Origin of the sequence: Rhodococcus sp. PAE-6, from assembly GCF_025290685.1 — a bacterium.
GTDB lineage: Bacteria > Actinomycetota > Actinomycetes > Mycobacteriales > Mycobacteriaceae > Rhodococcus > Rhodococcus pyridinivorans.
In genome coordinates, this window is sequence record NZ_JAOCLZ010000006.1 from 240,333 (window position 1) to 255,688 (window position 15,356).

General features: G+C 67.9%; 15 protein-coding genes. 7 read left to right on the forward strand and 8 right to left on the reverse strand.

Annotated features, from left to right (window positions below; all coding sequences use genetic code 11):
* The first annotated feature begins 89 nt into the window (after nt 1-89).
* From NVV99_RS14800 to NVV99_RS14810, 3 genes are all read left to right on the forward strand, one after another.
* Nucleotides 90-1,232 (forward strand): LLM class flavin-dependent oxidoreductase, encoded by a 1,143-nt coding sequence (locus tag NVV99_RS14800; protein ID WP_024101167.1) that lies wholly within the window; start codon nt 90-92, stop codon nt 1,230-1,232.
* The gene (locus tag NVV99_RS14805) at nt 1,229-1,891 is read left to right on the forward strand and encodes an FMN reductase (RefSeq protein ID WP_024101166.1); all 663 of its coding nucleotides are present in this window, start codon (nt 1,229-1,231) and stop codon (nt 1,889-1,891) included. The genes NVV99_RS14800 and NVV99_RS14805 overlap by 4 nt, the downstream gene beginning before the upstream one ends.
* A gap of 203 nt (nt 1,892-2,094) precedes the next feature.
* Nucleotides 2,095-2,784 carry a TetR family transcriptional regulator gene (locus NVV99_RS14810; RefSeq protein WP_041803382.1) on the forward strand — a complete coding sequence of 230 codons (690 nt, stop codon included), beginning with the start codon at nt 2,095-2,097 and terminating at the stop codon, nt 2,782-2,784.
* A 26-nt stretch (nt 2,785-2,810) separates the two neighbouring features.
* On the opposite strand, the gene NVV99_RS14815 is transcribed toward NVV99_RS14810, so the two are convergent.
* Together NVV99_RS14815 and NVV99_RS14820 are read right to left on the reverse strand one after the other, a co-directional pair.
* The gene (locus tag NVV99_RS14815; RefSeq protein WP_041803381.1) at nt 2,811-3,107 is read right to left on the reverse strand and encodes a hypothetical protein; all 297 of its coding nucleotides are present in this window, start codon (nt 3,105-3,107) and stop codon (nt 2,811-2,813) included.
* Nucleotides 3,104-3,634 carry a sigma-70 family RNA polymerase sigma factor gene (locus tag NVV99_RS14820; RefSeq protein WP_313906248.1) on the reverse strand — a complete coding sequence of 177 codons (531 nt, stop codon included), beginning with the start codon at nt 3,632-3,634 and terminating at the stop codon, nt 3,104-3,106. The genes NVV99_RS14815 and NVV99_RS14820 overlap by 4 nt, the downstream gene beginning before the upstream one ends.
* Before the next feature lie 426 nt (nt 3,635-4,060).
* Here NVV99_RS14820 and NVV99_RS14825 point away from each other — a divergent pair, with 426 nt between their 5' ends.
* Nucleotides 4,061-4,471, forward strand: coding sequence for a response regulator transcription factor (locus NVV99_RS14825; protein ID WP_242411727.1), 411 nt, complete (start codon nt 4,061-4,063; stop codon nt 4,469-4,471).
* 3 nt (nt 4,472-4,474) lie between these two features.
* Here the strand turns inward: NVV99_RS14825 and NVV99_RS14830 are convergent, their stop codons facing one another.
* The 3 genes from NVV99_RS14830 to NVV99_RS14840 form a co-directional block, all read right to left on the reverse strand.
* Nucleotides 4,475-4,606: a putative transporter small subunit gene (locus NVV99_RS14830; RefSeq protein WP_006553992.1), complete on the reverse strand. Its 132-nt coding sequence runs from the start codon at nt 4,604-4,606 to the stop codon at nt 4,475-4,477.
* Complete coding sequence (locus NVV99_RS14835) at nt 4,603-6,411, reverse strand: sodium:solute symporter family protein (protein ID WP_024101161.1); 1,809 nt, start codon at nt 6,409-6,411, stop codon at nt 4,603-4,605. The genes NVV99_RS14830 and NVV99_RS14835 overlap by 4 nt, the downstream gene beginning before the upstream one ends.
* Nucleotides 6,412-6,873: 462 nt before the next feature.
* Entirely contained in the window at nt 6,874-7,392 is a 519-nt protein-coding gene (locus NVV99_RS14840; RefSeq protein ID WP_041803380.1) for a DUF402 domain-containing protein, read from the reverse strand.
* Nucleotides 7,393-7,461: 69 nt separating this feature from the next.
* Here NVV99_RS14840 and uvrB point away from each other — a divergent pair, with 69 nt between their 5' ends.
* From uvrB to NVV99_RS14855, 3 genes are all read left to right on the forward strand, one after another.
* Nucleotides 7,462-9,621: an excinuclease ABC subunit UvrB gene (uvrB, locus tag NVV99_RS14845; protein WP_019289647.1), complete on the forward strand. Its 2,160-nt coding sequence runs from the start codon at nt 7,462-7,464 to the stop codon at nt 9,619-9,621.
* 45 nt (nt 9,622-9,666) lie between these two features.
* Nucleotides 9,667-10,539 (forward strand): hypothetical protein, encoded by an 873-nt coding sequence (locus NVV99_RS14850; RefSeq protein WP_024101159.1) that lies wholly within the window; start codon nt 9,667-9,669, stop codon nt 10,537-10,539.
* A 156-nt stretch (nt 10,540-10,695) separates the two neighbouring features.
* A complete protein-coding gene (locus tag NVV99_RS14855) occupies nt 10,696-11,148 on the forward strand; it encodes a universal stress protein (RefSeq protein WP_006553987.1) in 453 nt (150 codons plus the stop codon).
* A 4-nt stretch (nt 11,149-11,152) separates the two neighbouring features.
* On the opposite strand, the gene NVV99_RS14860 is transcribed toward NVV99_RS14855, so the two are convergent.
* From NVV99_RS14860 to NVV99_RS14870, 3 genes are all read right to left on the reverse strand, one after another.
* A complete protein-coding gene (locus NVV99_RS14860) occupies nt 11,153-11,575 on the reverse strand; it encodes a DUF732 domain-containing protein (RefSeq protein ID WP_260782922.1) in 423 nt (140 codons plus the stop codon).
* A 111-nt stretch (nt 11,576-11,686) separates the two neighbouring features.
* Entirely contained in the window at nt 11,687-13,948 is a 2,262-nt protein-coding gene (locus NVV99_RS14865) for an ATP-binding domain-containing protein (protein WP_252174302.1), read from the reverse strand.
* Between the two features lie 230 nt (nt 13,949-14,178).
* Entirely contained in the window at nt 14,179-15,222 is a 1,044-nt protein-coding gene (locus tag NVV99_RS14870; protein WP_024101156.1) for a DoxX family protein, read from the reverse strand.
* Between the last annotated feature and the right edge of the window lie 134 nt (nt 15,223-15,356).

The window sequence follows — 15,356 nt, forward strand, 5'->3', positions numbered from 1 at the left end:
GATCCCGGGCGGAGACCCGCCCGGGAATCTTCCGGGCGACCCGCCCGTTAGAATAGTTGACAGTTCAACTACTTGACGGAGGTTCGACCGTGCAGTTCGGCATCTTCACCATCGGCGACGTCACGCGCGACCCCACGACGGGCCGGGTCCCCACCGAACATGAGCGCATCGTCGCGATGACGAAGATCGCGCTGAAGGCCGAGGAGGTGGGCCTGGACGTCTTCGCGTCCGGCGAGCACCACAATCCCCCCTTCGTCCCGTCCTCGCCGACGACGATGCTCGGCTGGATCGCCGCGAGGACCGAGAAGCTCATCCTCTCGACCGCGACCACCCTCATCACCACCAACGACCCGGTGAAGATCGCCGAGGACTTCGCGATGCTCCAGCACCTGTCCGGCGGCCGCGTCGACCTCATGATGGGACGCGGGAACACCGGACCGGTCTACCCGTGGTTCGGCAAGGACATCCGGCAGGGCATCCCGCTCGCCATCGAGAACTACCACCTGCTGCGACGGCTCTGGCGCGAACGCGTCGTCGACTGGGAGGGCAAGTTCCGCACACCGCTGCACGGCTACACCTCCACCCCGTGGCCGCTCGACGACACCCCGCCCTTCGTCTGGCACGGTTCCATCCGTTCGTCCGAGATCGCGGAACAGGCCGCCTTCTACGGCGACGGCTTCTTCCACAACAACATCTTCTGGAACAAGGAACACATCCAGCAGATGATCGCTCTCTACCGGCAGCGGTTCGAGCAGTACGGCCACGGTGCCGCAGACCAGGCCGTCGTCGGGCTCGGTGGCCAGGTGTTCATGGCGGAGACCGAGGCCGAGGCGAAACGGATCTTCCGTCCCTATTTCGACAACGCCCCCGTCTACGGCCACGGCCCGTCGCTCGAGGATTTCTCGACGATGACACCGCTGACCGTCGGCACACCCGAGCAGGTCGTCGAACGCACACTCGGTTTCGCCGACTACGCCGGCGACTATCAGCGTCAGCTGTTCCTCATGGACCACGCCGGCCTGCCGCTCGACGTCGTGCTCGAGCAGATCGAGATCCTCGGCCGGGAGGTCGTGCCGGTACTGCGAGCGGAATTCGAACGCCGCCGCCCTGCCCACGTGCCGTCCGACCCGCCCACACACAGCACGCTCGCCGCGCAGGGAGCCGACTCGGCGCACCGTCAGGTGATCCCGGCCGGCGTCGACCTCGTGCCGGAAGAGGCGGACGCCCGATGACCCGCCGTATCGTCGTCGTCAGCGGTGGCCTGGCCGAGCCGTCCACCACCCGTCTGCTCGCCGACCGCATCGCCGAGGCCACTCGTGTCGCGGTCGGCACGCGCGGAGACGACGCGGAAACCGAGGTCATCGAATTACGCAGCCTCGCGATGGATCTGGCCACCACCTTCACCGCCGGTGTCCCTACCGCAGCGGTCGCACGAGCCCGTGAACAACTCGCGACTGCCGACGGCCTGATCGCGGTGAGCCCGGTCTTCGCCGCCGGTTACTCGGGTCTGTTCAAGATGTTCTTCGACGCGCTCGATCCGGACACGCTCACCGGTGTGCCCACGTTGCTCGCCGCGACCGCGGGTAGCGCCCGACACTCACTGGTCCTCGACCATGCGATGCGGCCGCTGCTGAGCTATCTGCGTGCGCTCGTCGTGCCCACCGGCGTCTTCGCCACCACCGACGACTTCGGAACAGGCGAGGCCGCCACGGCACTGAAGGGGCGGATCGGCAGGGCGGCGGACGAACTCGCCGAGCAGATCACCCGCAGCACGGGATCACCCCGCGGGTTCTCGGACGCCGTGCCCGCCGGACGGCCGCGCGTGTCGGGAAACGCGGTCCGCACGGACGGGCCGTCCTTCCGGGAACTGCTCGGACGTCACCTGGGGTGAGCCCCGACGTCGCGGACCGGTTCGGTCGTCCGCCGGCGGATGCGCGCTGAGCAGGTTCGCGGCGAGAGCGAAGCTCGGCCGCCGGGCCGTTCGCCCGGTGCAGCCCGCCGAGAACGAATCGGCGACTTGCCGTTCCCTGAAGCCACACCTATAGTTCCTTAAGTTATGGGGTCTAACTCAAGGTGATCGGAGGATCGAGCGGGGTGGCCGGCGTCCGCAGACGTGTACGCAAGATCGACATGGAGGACATCATCCGTGTCGGTCGAGCGATCGGGCTGCGACAGTTGAGCCTCAACGCTGTCGCCGCGGAACTCGGCGTCTCCACAACGGCGCTGTACCGCCACGTGGACGGTCGCTGGGGACTCGAACTCGTCGTGGGGGAGAGTCTGCTCGGCGATCTCGTTCTGCATGACGATTCGGAGCACGACATCGAACGGCACCTGCTGTCGTTCGGTCTGCAGCTACGCGCGTTCGTCCTTGCCCATGCGGGCCTGGGAACCTACATGCAGACCCTCTTCCCGCGTGGGGAAGCGGGGCAGCGGCTGATGGTGAGCGAGGTCGAGGCTCTCGTGCGCCGCGGGTACACACCCGACGTCGCGGTCGCACTGGCGAGTGCGGTGGCGAGCACCGCGATCAACTTCGCGGTCGCCGAGGAAGCGCAGCTCGAGCGTATCTCGGGGCTCCGACAGCAACGCGACGACGTCGCCGAACGGCTGAGCACCGACGAACGCTTGGGTCAGGCCCATCGCGACCTTCCGGAATTCGACCACGAAGGATTCTCGACGATGGTCCTCACGGCGACGATCCGAGGTCTACTGGCGGTCGGTCCGGTCGGGCGACCACTGCACGAGGTGGTCGCCGATCTCGGATCGACCGGGATGGGACTGCGATGATGCGGGCCGGATCTCTGCAGGGCCGGCTACCTCGAGTCGGGATCGGTTGCGTCGACGACGAATTCCGGCTTCGGCAGCTCGTCGTTGCCGTGATCATCGAGTTGTTCGATCGGCAGGTCGTCGATGGCGGGGTGCTCGATATCGTTCTCATCGATTCCCTCGACGGGAACCAGTTCGGTTCCGATGCGAGAGGTGAAGGGATCGGTGGCGATATGGAGCACCCGACGCCAGGCGTCCTCGGGTAGTTCGGGAATCCGGTCCATCGGATCGAGTCCCAGCGATTCCCTTGACGGGGGCAACGAAATCGGTTCGCTCTGCGTCATTGCTCATCCTTCCGGGTTGTCCTCGGCGGTTCGGTGCCCTCCGTGTCGGCGGACCCGACCGTCGGTCGGAGGGCTACCTCTTCGGCGCCGAGCAGTGCCGGACTCAGTAGATCGGCGAGTTGCATACGGGCACGCCTGATCCGGCTCTTCACCGTCTGCACACCCACGCCCTGGTGCGTTGCGATCTCGGCGTAACCGAGCTGCGCATACTCACGCAACACGATGACAACCCGAAACTGTTCGGGGAGAAGGAGAAAAGCTCGCCGGACCACATCACCGTCGACCACGCTCTCGGCGAGAGGCGTTTCCCCGGAGACGTATTCGTCCCCGAGCCGTTCGTCGAGGACCTCACCACGTCGCGTCCGCACGACAGCGAGCGCCGCATTGCTCGCGATGCGATACAACCACGTTCCGGATGTTGCTGTGCCACGGAATCTGCCGAGATTCTGCCACGCCGCGATCAGCGCATCCTGCAGCGCATCCTCGGCGTCGTGCCGGTTTCCTGTGATCCGGACGCAGACCGCCACACGCCTTCCCGTGACGGTGCGACGAGCTCGGCGAACGCTGCCCGATCGCCTGCCCGGCACCGCTCGATCAACTCGGCTTCGTCCATCGAGCCCCCTCGCCATCCCGAGCAGTCACATTGCCCCACATGCGCATTCGAGACTCGGCCCGACGGGCGGCGGAGTTACGAACGTTTCGCGGCCCGAAGTGGTCGACGCCGTCGGGGGCAGCGTCGACCACCCGTCGACAATACCGCGAGATCAGTTCTCGCCCAAGCCTATCTCCTCGGAGCGGACGAATTTCACGTACTGGGTGGCCAAGCGCTGTGACATCGTACGAAGCGAGTCGTTCTCGGGAGCCTCGTTCCCCACCGGCCGCAGCCCGAGAGTTCGGCCACGTACCGCTCGTGGACCATCGACCGTCTCCGCGAGCGCAGCCTCGAAGTCCCGGTGCCCGTGCTCACGACCTTCGACGACGACGAACTCGTGCTCGCGGCCCTACGTGCCGGAGCCCGGGGAAATCTCCTCGAGGACGTCACGCTCGAGCAACTCGCCCGTGCGGTACGGACCCTCGAGGAGGGTGGCACGCTCGTCGCCCCCTCGATCACCGACCGGTTGCTGCGCGCGATCCGCTCCGCTCCACAGCCTGACGACACCCCGGTCGTGGAGGAGTTGACCGAACGTGAACTCGAGGTGCTGCGGTTGATGGCCGAGGGCTTCGGCAACCGCATGATCGCCGACGTGCTGTTCCTGGCCGAGGGCACCGTGAAGAACCACGTGTCGTCGATCCTGCTCGAGCTCGGCGCCCGGGACCGCACGAATGCGGTCCTCCGAGCCGTGCGGGAGGGAATCCTGCGGTGACGGTCAGATCAGATCCTCGCCGTCCCGTCGGGCCTGCAGCCACTCCTTGAAGAACCCGCGGCAGAGCGCCGCCAGCACACCGGCGACGAGTACGGGCCAGATCAGGACGTAGACGGTCAGTGCGAGCGTGCTCATCGGTTCTCCTTCTCCGGAGTGGTCGCCGCGGCGTCCGTCTCGGACCCAGGGGTTTTCGCCGAGGCAGGGACGTTCGCCGAGGCAGGGACGTTCGCCGAGGCAGGGACGTTCGCCGAGGCAGGGGCGTTCGGGGAGTCAGGGTCGGTTTCGGGTGTCACGTCGTCCGCAGCCACGTCGAAGTCACCGACACGCTGCGCGATGACCTCGAAGTCGAAGTTCTCGTCGGAGTTCACGGACATCGCCCAGCACACGACCGTGCTGACCGCGTAGGCGACGAGCGAGGCGCTGAGCACGGCGTAGTCGTGGACCGAGCCGAGCGCGAAGGGCGCCACGACCCCCGCGGCGACGACACCGATGACGCGTGCGGCCCGGAGTCCGAAGAAGCCGAATGCCATCAGACCCGCGATCACGCCGACACCGACGACCGATGCGATGTCCACCGTCCAGGCGAGCACCCCGTCCATCGGGAACCACCCGAAACGCACCGGCAGGAACGCTGCCAGGGCGACGAGCACCGACGTCGTGAACGCCTTGTTGGTGACCTTGTGCCAGTAGAAGCTCGCGATGACGGGGAAGACCAGCGCACCCCAGAGCGCGCCGACGAACACGAGCAGGTCGAGGATGCTCAATCTCATGCTCGCGAACGCCACGGCGGCTGCGGTCGCGACGACCATCGTGGCGCGCCCGATGAAGAGCATCCGCTTGGGATCGGCATTGCGGGTGCCGCCGGCGATGTTCTGGCCGTAGATGTCGGCCATGACGATCGACGACAGCGCCGACAGGTCGGAATCGGCCGTGGACGACAGCGCACCGATGATCATGACGAAGAACACGACGACCAGAGCCGTGGGCAGGAAGGACGCCACCATCTGCGGCACGATGTTGTTGACATCGCCGTCCATCGGGTCGATGCCCAGGTACAGCGCGAGCACACCGAACATGCCGACGCCGATGACGGTGGCGCCGTAGCCGATCGTCGCGGTGACGAAGGTGGGCTTGATGAGATCCTCCCGCACCGCGAACAGGCGCTGCGCGATCGTCTGGTTGCCGATGGCGTACGCGAGCACGGCGGCGATGTACGGCGCGCCCTGGTTCAGGAAGGCATCGCTGGAGAAGAAGTCGCTCTGCTGGTCGGTGAGGTTCCCGGAACCACCGTCGAACGCGTCGGGGAAGCCGGTGATGAAGAAGACCGCCGGGATGATGACAACGACCGCACCGAGCATCGCCACGACCTGCATGAAGTCGGTGAGCACGGACGCTCGGAAGCCGGACCACAGGGTGTAGAGCAGCACACCGGCGGCGATGAAGACGACACCCTGGACGAAGCCGAACGGCGAGATCAGCGAGATGAGCACACCGCCGGCGATGAAGTTGGACATCAGGCTGATGAGGCTGCCGACGAGATTCGAACCGGCCAGCATGAGCTGGCTCGACCGCCCGTGCCGGGCGAACATGACCTCGGCGAGGGTGTGTGCTTTCGGGGCGACCGCGCGGATGCGCTTCCCGAAGGGGTAGATGAACAGGATCATCAACGCGCCCCACAGCCCGTAGTGGATCGGGCCGGAGATGCCGTAGGTGTATCCGGAGGTCGCCGAGGCGTACAGCGAGGACGCCCAGATCCAGGTGGCGGTCATGCTGGCCGCCGACACCCCGAAACCGACCTTGTTGCCGGCGGTCATGTAACCGTCGGCGTTCTCGTCCTTCTTCCCGATTCGGGCGGAGACGAGAAGCGTTCCGCCGTAGAAGATTACGAGCAGGGCAACGATCGTCGCGGCGCTGAACTGAACGAGCTCGGTGCCGTTCACTGCGACCTCCTTCGTGTTCGCGTCACGTCCGCGGTCGTCGGAGCGCAGTGGAACGCAGGGCGCGCTGCACGCGTCCTGTCTGTCGGTTCCGCTGCGGCGTCGGTCCGATCCACCGCCGGACGGTGGGCATGCGTCGGGCGCCCGATCGGCCACGGGCCGGCGGGCGCGGCATACCGCTCCAGCAGGGCACGCCCGGATCCGGGCGTGTGCCGACGAAGTGATCGGCGGCGTTCTCGTCGGCGCTCGTGGGCTGCACGGGCGCGCGCCGCCGGCGCGAGGGGTGTCCTCGGTCGGGTGATGTGCACGCGGAGGGGCGATCCGGGCCGGCCCCGATGGTCGCCTTCTCGGTGCACTGCTTCGCCGGCCGGGGCAGATTACCATGTCCTTTGCGGCAGTAACTTTTTCGCTCCTGCGCCCCCGCTGTCTGCGCAGGTGACGGCACCTGCGCAGCGGTGGTGCGCGTCAGCGCCAGGAGACGGGCGCGCCCCGCTCCCGCAGCCACGCGTCGAGGTCGTGGCCGTGCGCGGCGATGCCGTCCACCGCCCGCAGTGCCGTGTCGATCGCCGTCTCGGCCACGGCCGCGTCGATCATCCCGGCGGTGACCGCGACCACCAGTTCGTCGATGTCCTCGACCGTCGTGTCGCGGCCCGTGCGGACGATCAGGTCGAGATAGTGGTCGTGGGAGTACCAGACGTCGCCGTCGCGCCGAAACTCACCGACGTCGACGTAGCGGTCCTGGTCGCGTTCGTTGCCCGGCGTGAAATGGAAGATCGAGGCCCGCAGACGCAGGTCCGGCAGCAACCACGATTCGAGATAGTGGAACTGCGGGTGGTCGGACGATCGCGCCATGTACAGCCCCCACTCCTCTACGCGGTACTCGTCGACCGCCCGCGCGAAGCCCTTGGGGTCGATGTTGGTCTTCGTGGCGACGTCGAAGATCTCGGTCTTCACGGGATGCGGGGTCGCGGACACGGGATGCACGCTAGCGTGCGAACCGCGCCGCACGCAGGACCGCGATGCGTGTCGGTGGGAGCGCTTACTCTGGATTCCATGGCGTTCGCAAGTGAGCATCCCGTCGTCGCACACTCCGAGTTCCGGCCGGTGGGTGAGATCGAGCGCACCGAGGCCCGTTTCGAGGTCGTCAGCGAGTACGAACCGGCCGGCGATCAGCCGGCCGCCATCGACGAGCTCGAGCGCCGGCTGAGGGCGGGGGAGAAGGACGTCGTCCTGCTCGGTGCCACCGGTACCGGCAAGTCCGCCACCACCGCGTGGCTCATCGAACGCGTCCAGCGACCCACCCTCGTGATGGCGCCCAACAAGACCCTGGCCGCGCAGCTCGCCAACGAGCTGCGAGACATGTTGCCCAACAACGCAGTCGAGTACTTCGTCTCGTACTACGATTACTACCAGCCCGAGGCGTACATCGCGCAGACCGACACCTACATCGAGAAGGACTCGTCGATCAACGACGACGTCGAGCGGCTGCGGCACTCCGCCACCTCGTCGCTGCTGTCCCGCCGCGACGTCGTGGTGGTCGCGTCCGTCTCGTGCATCTACGGTCTCGGTACCCCGCAGTCCTATCTCGACCGGTCCATCCAGCTCGAGGTCGGTGTGGAGGTGCCGCGCGACGCGCTGCTGCGCCTGCTCGTCGACGTCCAGTACGCCCGCAACGACATGGCGTTCACCCGCGGATCGTTCCGCGTCAAGGGCGACACCGTCGACATCATCCCCGCCTACGAGGAACTCGCCGTGCGGATCGAGTTCTTCGGCGACGAGATCGACGCGCTGTACTACCTGCACCCACTCACCGGCGACGTCGTGCGCAAGGTCGACTCCCTGCGCATCTTCCCGGCCACCCACTACGTCGCCGGTCCCGAGCGCATGGAACGCGCCGTCGCGAGTATCGAGGCCGAGCTCGAGGAGCGCCTGGCCGATCTGGAGAACCGCGGCAAGCTGCTCGAGGCGCAGCGTCTGCGCATGCGCACCCAGTACGACATCGAGATGATCCGGCAGGTCGGCTTCTGCTCCGGCATCGAGAACTACTCCCGCCACATCGACGGACGCCCCGCCGGATCCGCGCCCGCGACGCTCATCGACTACTTCCCGGAGGACTTCCTCCTGGTCATCGACGAGTCGCACGTCACCGTGCCGCAGATCGGCGCGATGTACGAGGGCGACATGTCGCGCAAGCGCAACCTCGTCGACTTCGGTTTCCGTCTCCCGTCGGCGGTCGACAACCGGCCACTGACCTGGGAGGAGTTCGCCGCCCGCATCGGGCAGACGGTCTACCTGTCGGCCACCCCCGGCCCGTACGAGCTCGGACAGACCGGCGGCGAGTTCGTCGAGCAGGTCATCCGGCCCACGGGCCTCGTCGACCCGCAGGTCGTCGTCAAGCCCACCAAGGGACAGATCGACGATCTCGTGCACGAGATCCGCGAACGTGCCGAGCGCGACGAACGCGTCCTCGTCACCACCCTCACCAAGAAGATGGCCGAGGACCTCACCGACTACCTGCTCGAACTCGGTATCCGGGTGCGCTATCTGCACTCCGACATCGACACCCTGCGCCGCGTCGAACTGCTGCGACAACTGCGCCTGGGCGAATACGACGTGCTCGTCGGCATCAACCTGCTCCGCGAGGGTCTCGACCTCCCCGAGGTGTCGTTGGTGGCGATCCTCGACGCTGACAAGGAAGGCTTCCTACGGTCGACGACCTCGCTGATCCAGACCATCGGCCGCGCGGCCCGCAACGTCTCGGGCGAAGTGCACATGTACGCCGACAAGATCACCGACTCGATGGCGCGGGCCATCGAGGAGACCGAACGGCGGCGCGAGAAGCAGATCGCCTACAACACCGAACACGGTCTCGATCCGAAACCGCTGCGCAAGAAGATCGCCGACATCCTCGACCAGGTCTATCAGGAGGCCGAGGACACCGAGGCCGTCGAGGTGGGCGGCTCCGGCCGCAACGCTTCGCGTGGTCGCCGAGCCCAGGGCGAGTCCGGACGGGCCGTCAGCTCCGGTGTCGTGGAAGGTCGCGACACCTCGACGATGCCGCGCGCCGAGCTCGCCGATCTCGTGCAGCAGCTCACCGACCAGATGATGCAGGCCGCCCGCGACCTGCAGTTCGAGCTGGCCGCGCGGCTTCGCGACGAGATCTCCGATCTGAAGAAGGAACTGCGCGGGATGGACGCCGCGGGCCTGAAGTAGTCGCCCGGCCCGATCGGCGCCGGCGACTCGGTAGGGTCCACTCCCATGGATCCCTCTTCCGCCGGGCGTGCTGCCCGCGCACTCGAGCTGCTGCATGCGGTCGTCTACTTCGCGCCGGACATCGCGGGCGAACTCGCCGCGCTCGGTGTCGACGGACCGGCTGCGCAGTACTTCGGTGGACGCGCGGCACCCCTGGGTGCCGTCGGCCCCGGGGTCGTGACCGCGACGTTCTGCAGCTTCTCGCCCCGCCTGGTGGCATCGGCCGTCCCGGCAGTGTGGGAGACGGCCGAGCCGGCCACGATCATCGCGGCGCGGTTGCGGGCTTTGGACGCACTCCATCGACGGGTCCTCGGGCAGGACGTACTCGGCTCCGCGGAGATGAACGAGGCGGCGGACCTCGCGGCCACCGCGGCGCGGGCGATTCCCGGCCCGGACGGTCGCCCGCTCTACGCCGCCTACGCCGACCTGCCCTGGCCCGAGGAGGCGCACCTGCGCCTGTGGCACGCCCTGACCCTGTTGCGCGAGTATCGCGGCGACGGTCATATCGCGGCGCTGCAGACGGCAGGGCTTTCGGGGCTCGATGCGCTCGTCACCCATACGGCGACCGGTATCGGGTTCGCGACCGATCCTGCCCGGAAGCTGCGGGGCTGGTCGCGGGACGAGTGGGCGGACGCCGAGAAGGGACTGCGCGGGCGCGGCCTGCTCGACAAGCGCGGCGAGCTCACCGGTGAGGGCTTCGAGGTCCGCGAACTCGTCGAGGATCTCACCGACGACCTGGCGGTCGCGCCGTGGACTGCGCTCGGTGAGGAGGGGGTGGAACGTTTGCTCGACCTCGCGTTGCCGTGGCGCGACGCCTTCGTCGACGCCGAGGTATTCCCTGCCGGCCTGTTCGGCCCGCGTTACGGTGACGCGCGGTAACATCAAACCTGATTGTGGGATGAGACCCAAACGTTCCACCCGGGCCGCCCATCCCGCTACTGTCGACGCAGCGTATGGCGGGGGAGCGTGCGTGTCCTCCGTCGACGACGGCATCGGCGGCCCGCGTCGATGGACCACACACTCGATGGAGGATGAATGAGCGCCTACCGGACCATAGTCGTCGGAACCGATGGTTCCGAATCGTCGTATCGGGCCGTGGAGAAGGCAGCTGCTCTGGCCGGCGACGCGGGCGCCCAACTGGTGATCGCCTGCGCCTACTACCCGGCCGACCCCAAGGACACCGCACAGGCCGCCGACGCGCTGCGCGACGAGGCGTACCAGGTCACCGGCTCGGCACCGACCTACGAGATCCTGCGCACCGCACGGGAGAAGGCAACCGTCGCCGGCGCCCGCAAGATCACCGAGCGGCCCATCGTCGGTGCACCTGTCGAATCGCTCCTCACGCTCGTCGAGGAGGTCGAAGCCGATCTCATCGTCATCGGCAATCGCGGCCTCAACACGCTGACCGGGCGGCTGCTCGGCTCCGTCCCCTCGGACGTCGCCCGCAAGGCCCTGTGCGACGTACTGGTGGTGCACACGGTCCGCTGACGGATCAGCAGTACTCCTCGCGGGCGGTTTCGAGATAGCGCGCGGCGGCGTCGTCCGCCGACATGCGCGAACCCGAGGCGCCCGCGGCGTAGGCGGCGATCGGCCGGAGCGTGACGAGGACGTCGTGCTCCGGCACGCCCGCGCGCAATTGGTCGCACACCCCTCGCACCACCGCAAGCACCGTGTCGTCCGTGACGTCGGCGACCAGGCCGGACGCCTCCAGTGCCTCCTTCACCCGCAGAAAACGCGCGTCGGGCGGCGTCGACGAGGTAGGGGATACCGACGTCGTGGACGTCGCGGCCTGCGCCTCGTCCTGGGTCGTCGGCGTGACCGATCCGCACGCGGCGGAGACGAAGAGCCCGCTCAGCGCCGCGATCGCAGCGCACCCCGCTCGACGTATCCGGTGGTGCGCTGCCCGATAGGCCACGTGTTCGTTCCCTCCGCGGATGATCCGTCCCATCTCCTTGCCCCGAAGGACGGTACCGTCCGGTGGCCGGTCCCGGGGTCCGCTCGGCGGTGTCGGCCGAACCGTGTCGGTTCAGCAGCGTGTCGGTCCGGCGATACCGGCCAGCACCTCCGGCAACGCCTCCGAGTGCACCACCCCGAGACGCTGGGTGGCGCGGGTCAATGCCACGTACAGGTCGTTCATCCCGCGTGAGGAATCGGTGAGAATCTCCGCAGGTTCGACGAGCAGCACCGCGTCGAACTCGAGTCCCTTGACCTCCTTGACGGTCGCGACCGTGACCGACTCGGACGCGAGGTGCTCCCACGCACCCACGAGTCGCGCCGGGGCGAGCACGGCAGTCGTACCCGGGCCGGTCTCCGCCTCGAGAGCTGCCTGCACGGTGGCGAGCACCGCGTCCGCCTCGACGTGCTGCGACCACGGCTCGAAACCGGACTCGCGCACCGACTGCGGCGGCACTTGGTCGGGATCGATCTCCGCGAGCACCGCGTGCGCGATCCGCATGATCTCCGCCGGCGTGCGGTAGTTGACCGTCAGTTCGGTCTTCTTCCACCGGTTCGCGACATACGGTTCGAGAATCTGCTGCCACGACTCGGTTCCCGCCGGATCCCCGGTCTGCGCGGTGTCGCCCACCAGGGTCATCCAGCGATTCGGGATGCGGCGCATGATCGTTCGCCACGCCATCGCCGACAACTCCTGCGCCTCGTCGACGATCACATGACCGTACGTCCAGGTGCGATCGCCGGCCGCCCGCTCCGCCGTGGTCTCGTGACGACGGTGGTTCTGCCGTTCGGCGAGCTGGGTGGCGTCGATCAGGTCGTACGCCATGAGCAGTTCAGGATCGAGGTCGTCCTCGAGATCCTGCGGTGCCGAACCGGTGAGGATGTCGAGTGCGCCCTGCGCGTCGGCGATCTGCTTACGCCAGCGCCGCTTCGCGCGTTCGCGTTCGGCGGCGTCGTCCACCCCGAGCAGTTCGGCGAGCTCGTCGAGCAGTGGAGCGTCGGCGGCGCTGAAGTGTCCCGATGCATCGGGACGGTGCAGCGCATCGATCTGCTCGTCGGTCAGGGCCGGAGCCGCCGACGCGATCCGGTCGCGGGAGGCCAGCAGATCCGAGAGCACCTGCTGCGGGGACAGTTCCGGCCACAGCGCGTCGATCGCACCGACGATGTCGGGATCCGAACGCATCTCGGACCGGATGTCGTGGATGTCCTCCCGGCTCAACAGGTTCGCGCCACCGAGCGGGTTCGATCCGATGATCCCGGCCAACTGGTCGGCGAGGGCATCGATCACACCGTTCACGAAGATCGGCCGGGCCAGGTTGTGCGGCCGACGGGACGACCGGGCGCGACCCCGCGCACGGGTCACGATCGTGCGGTCGAGGGTGAGCGCGTAGGTGTCGAAACTCAGCTGCACGGGGGATCGGGGCACCTCCTGCCGGTCGCGGACCGCCTTCTCGAGCACCTTCACCATGTCCAGGGAGCCCTTCAGTTCGCCGGCCATCGGATCGTCCTCGATCGTCGGCGTGACCCCCGGATACAGATCCCCCACCGTCGACAGCAGCACGCCGGTCTCACCGAGCGAGGGCAGCACCTGACCGATGTAGTCGAGGAAGCGGCTGTTCGGGCCCACGATCAGCACGCCGCTCTTGGCCAGTTGCTTGCGGTAGGTGTAGAGCAGGTAGGCCGCGCGGTGCAGCGCGACCGCGGTCTTGCCGGTGCCCGGACCACCCTGGACGACGAGCACACTGCGATGCTCGGACCGGATGACCGCGTCCTGCTCGGCCTGGATCGTCGCCACGATGTCGTGCATCTGCCCGGTGCGCGCGGCGTTCAGCGCGGCGAGCAGCGCCGATTCTCCGGCCACGCCACCGGCCGGTGGGGTGTCGGCGTGCTCGAGCGCCGCGTCGAGGTCGAGGTACTCGTCGTGCAGTGCGGTGACGGTGCGGCCGCGGCTGCGGAGGTGGCGGCGCAGCACGACACCGTCCGGAGCGGCGGGGGTCGCGAGGTAGAACGGGCGGGCCTGGGGTGCGCGCCAGTCGAGCAGCAGCGACTCGTAGTCGTTGTCCTCGTCGAGGATGCCGAGGCGGCCGATGTAGCGGGTCTCCGCACCGTCCTCCGTCACGGGGCCGGAGGTGTCCGTCCCGTCGTCCCGCACATCGATGCGGCCGAAGCACAAGCCGTGCTCGGCGGCGTCGTACTTCGCGATGTCCTCGGTGTACATGTGGGTGTACGACTCGCGTTCGCTGCGCGCCTGCGGGGTGCCTCCGGTCTCGCGCAGCACGCGGGCCAGCCGGGTCTTCGCGTAGTCGCGCAGACCGTCGAGATGCGTGTAGAGCATCGCCACGTAGGCCTGCTCGCGATCGAGCTCCGGATGGGACGCGCCATCAACCGGCACAGGGACTCCTCGGGGATAGACAGGACGAGATCGCTCGCCGCCGCAGGGGTGACGCGTCGACGAAAGTGCCCGAGAAGTCTAGTCGCCGCAGGAGGAAAACGGGCAGAAAGCCTGATCACAGCAGTGCGGGCGTGCGATTCCCTCGCACGCCCGCACCACGGTGCCGTACCGGACTACTTCTTCTTCTCGATGCTCTTCTCGAGCGCCTTCAGGTTCTTCGCGAGCTTCTTCTCCGCCTTCGTGCCCTGCTTGCGCGCGGCCTCGGCACGCAGACGGGCCTTCTCCGCGGCGACGTGAGCCCGAGCGTTCAGGATCGCGGACTGCTCCTCGGCGAGCTTGGCCCATTCCGAGCTGCGATCGACCGTGGTGTCCCACAGCTTCGAGCCACGCTTGCGGGCGACGTCGGCGAGCTCAGGGGTGCGCTCGCGCGCCAGCCCGAGCAGTTCGGTGCCGCGTTCACGGGCGCCCTCGGCGAGTTCGGGGGCGCGCTCACGCGCGACACCGAGGATCTCGGCGCTGCGATCGCGCGCCCGTTCGGTCAGCACCGGGCCGCGGTCGCGGGCGACCTCGAGCAGTCCGCTGCTCCGCTCGCGTGCGGCCTCTGCGAGTTCGGGTGCACGTTCCTTGGCGATCTCGAGGATGTGTCCACCCTGCTCGCCGGCTTCCTCCGTCAGCGTCTTGACCCGCTCGGCGACGGTGTGCAGCGTTTCGGCCGTGTGACCGTCCGAGGAGTGGCCCGGCAGTGCAGCGGCCACCGACTTCTGCGCGGCACGCGCGGCGCGACGGCTCCGCCAGCCCAGCGACGGCTTGCCCTCGGTGTCCACGGCGGCGATGAGCAGACCGCCGATCAGGCTCACGTTCTTGATGAGCTGGGTGCGCTGCTGGGCGCGGGCCTCGGGGTCCTCGACGTTCCAGAAGTCATGGCCCGCGACGGTCGTCGGCACGAGGCTGCCGATCAGCGCGAGAGCGGACAGACGAGGTGCTTTCCCGAGAGCGAACAGGGTCCCGGCGCCGATCTGCACTGCGGCGTTGATCTGGACGAGAGTCTCGGGATTGCTGGGAAGCCGGTCGGTGATCGACGCCGGCAAGGCGTTCACAGCCTGATCGAGCCCGGGCTGCGCGGCACCTGCTTTCGGCTCGGGCTTCCGCAGGGCGTCGATACCCCCGGCGATGAAGATGGACGCGAGCATGGGCCGCGCAATTCTCCGGACGAGCATGTGGTTCCTCCCGTGGTCGGCTGTGTTTCCAAACCCTGACACAGGTACCCCAAGCGTCACGGGAATATGCACGAAGCAGGGCCGAAGGGCACGAAACGATATTTCGGACCGTACGGAAACTCGAAAAAACCGGA

Excerpts from the sequence above, each read along its gene's own strand:
- uvrB (WP_019289647.1), top strand. The coding sequence starts at position 7,462 with ATGGCGTTCGCAAGTGAGCATCCCGTCGTCGCACACTCCGAGTTCCGG.
- NVV99_RS14855 (WP_006553987.1), top strand. The coding sequence starts at position 10,696 with ATGAGCGCCTACCGGACCATAGTCGTCGGAACCGATGGTTCCGAATCG.
- NVV99_RS14865 (WP_252174302.1), bottom strand. The coding sequence starts at position 13,948 with ATGCTCTACACGCATCTCGACGGTCTGCGCGACTACGCGAAGACCCGG.
- NVV99_RS14850 (WP_024101159.1), top strand. The coding sequence starts at position 9,667 with ATGGATCCCTCTTCCGCCGGGCGTGCTGCCCGCGCACTCGAGCTGCTG.
- NVV99_RS14830 (WP_006553992.1), bottom strand. The coding sequence starts at position 4,606 with ATGAGCACGCTCGCACTGACCGTCTACGTCCTGATCTGGCCCGTACTC.
- NVV99_RS14805 (WP_024101166.1), top strand. The coding sequence starts at position 1,229 with ATGACCCGCCGTATCGTCGTCGTCAGCGGTGGCCTGGCCGAGCCGTCC.
- NVV99_RS14815 (WP_041803381.1), bottom strand. The coding sequence starts at position 3,107 with ATGACGCAGAGCGAACCGATTTCGTTGCCCCCGTCAAGGGAATCGCTG.
- NVV99_RS14870 (WP_024101156.1), bottom strand. The coding sequence starts at position 15,222 with ATGCTCGTCCGGAGAATTGCGCGGCCCATGCTCGCGTCCATCTTCATC.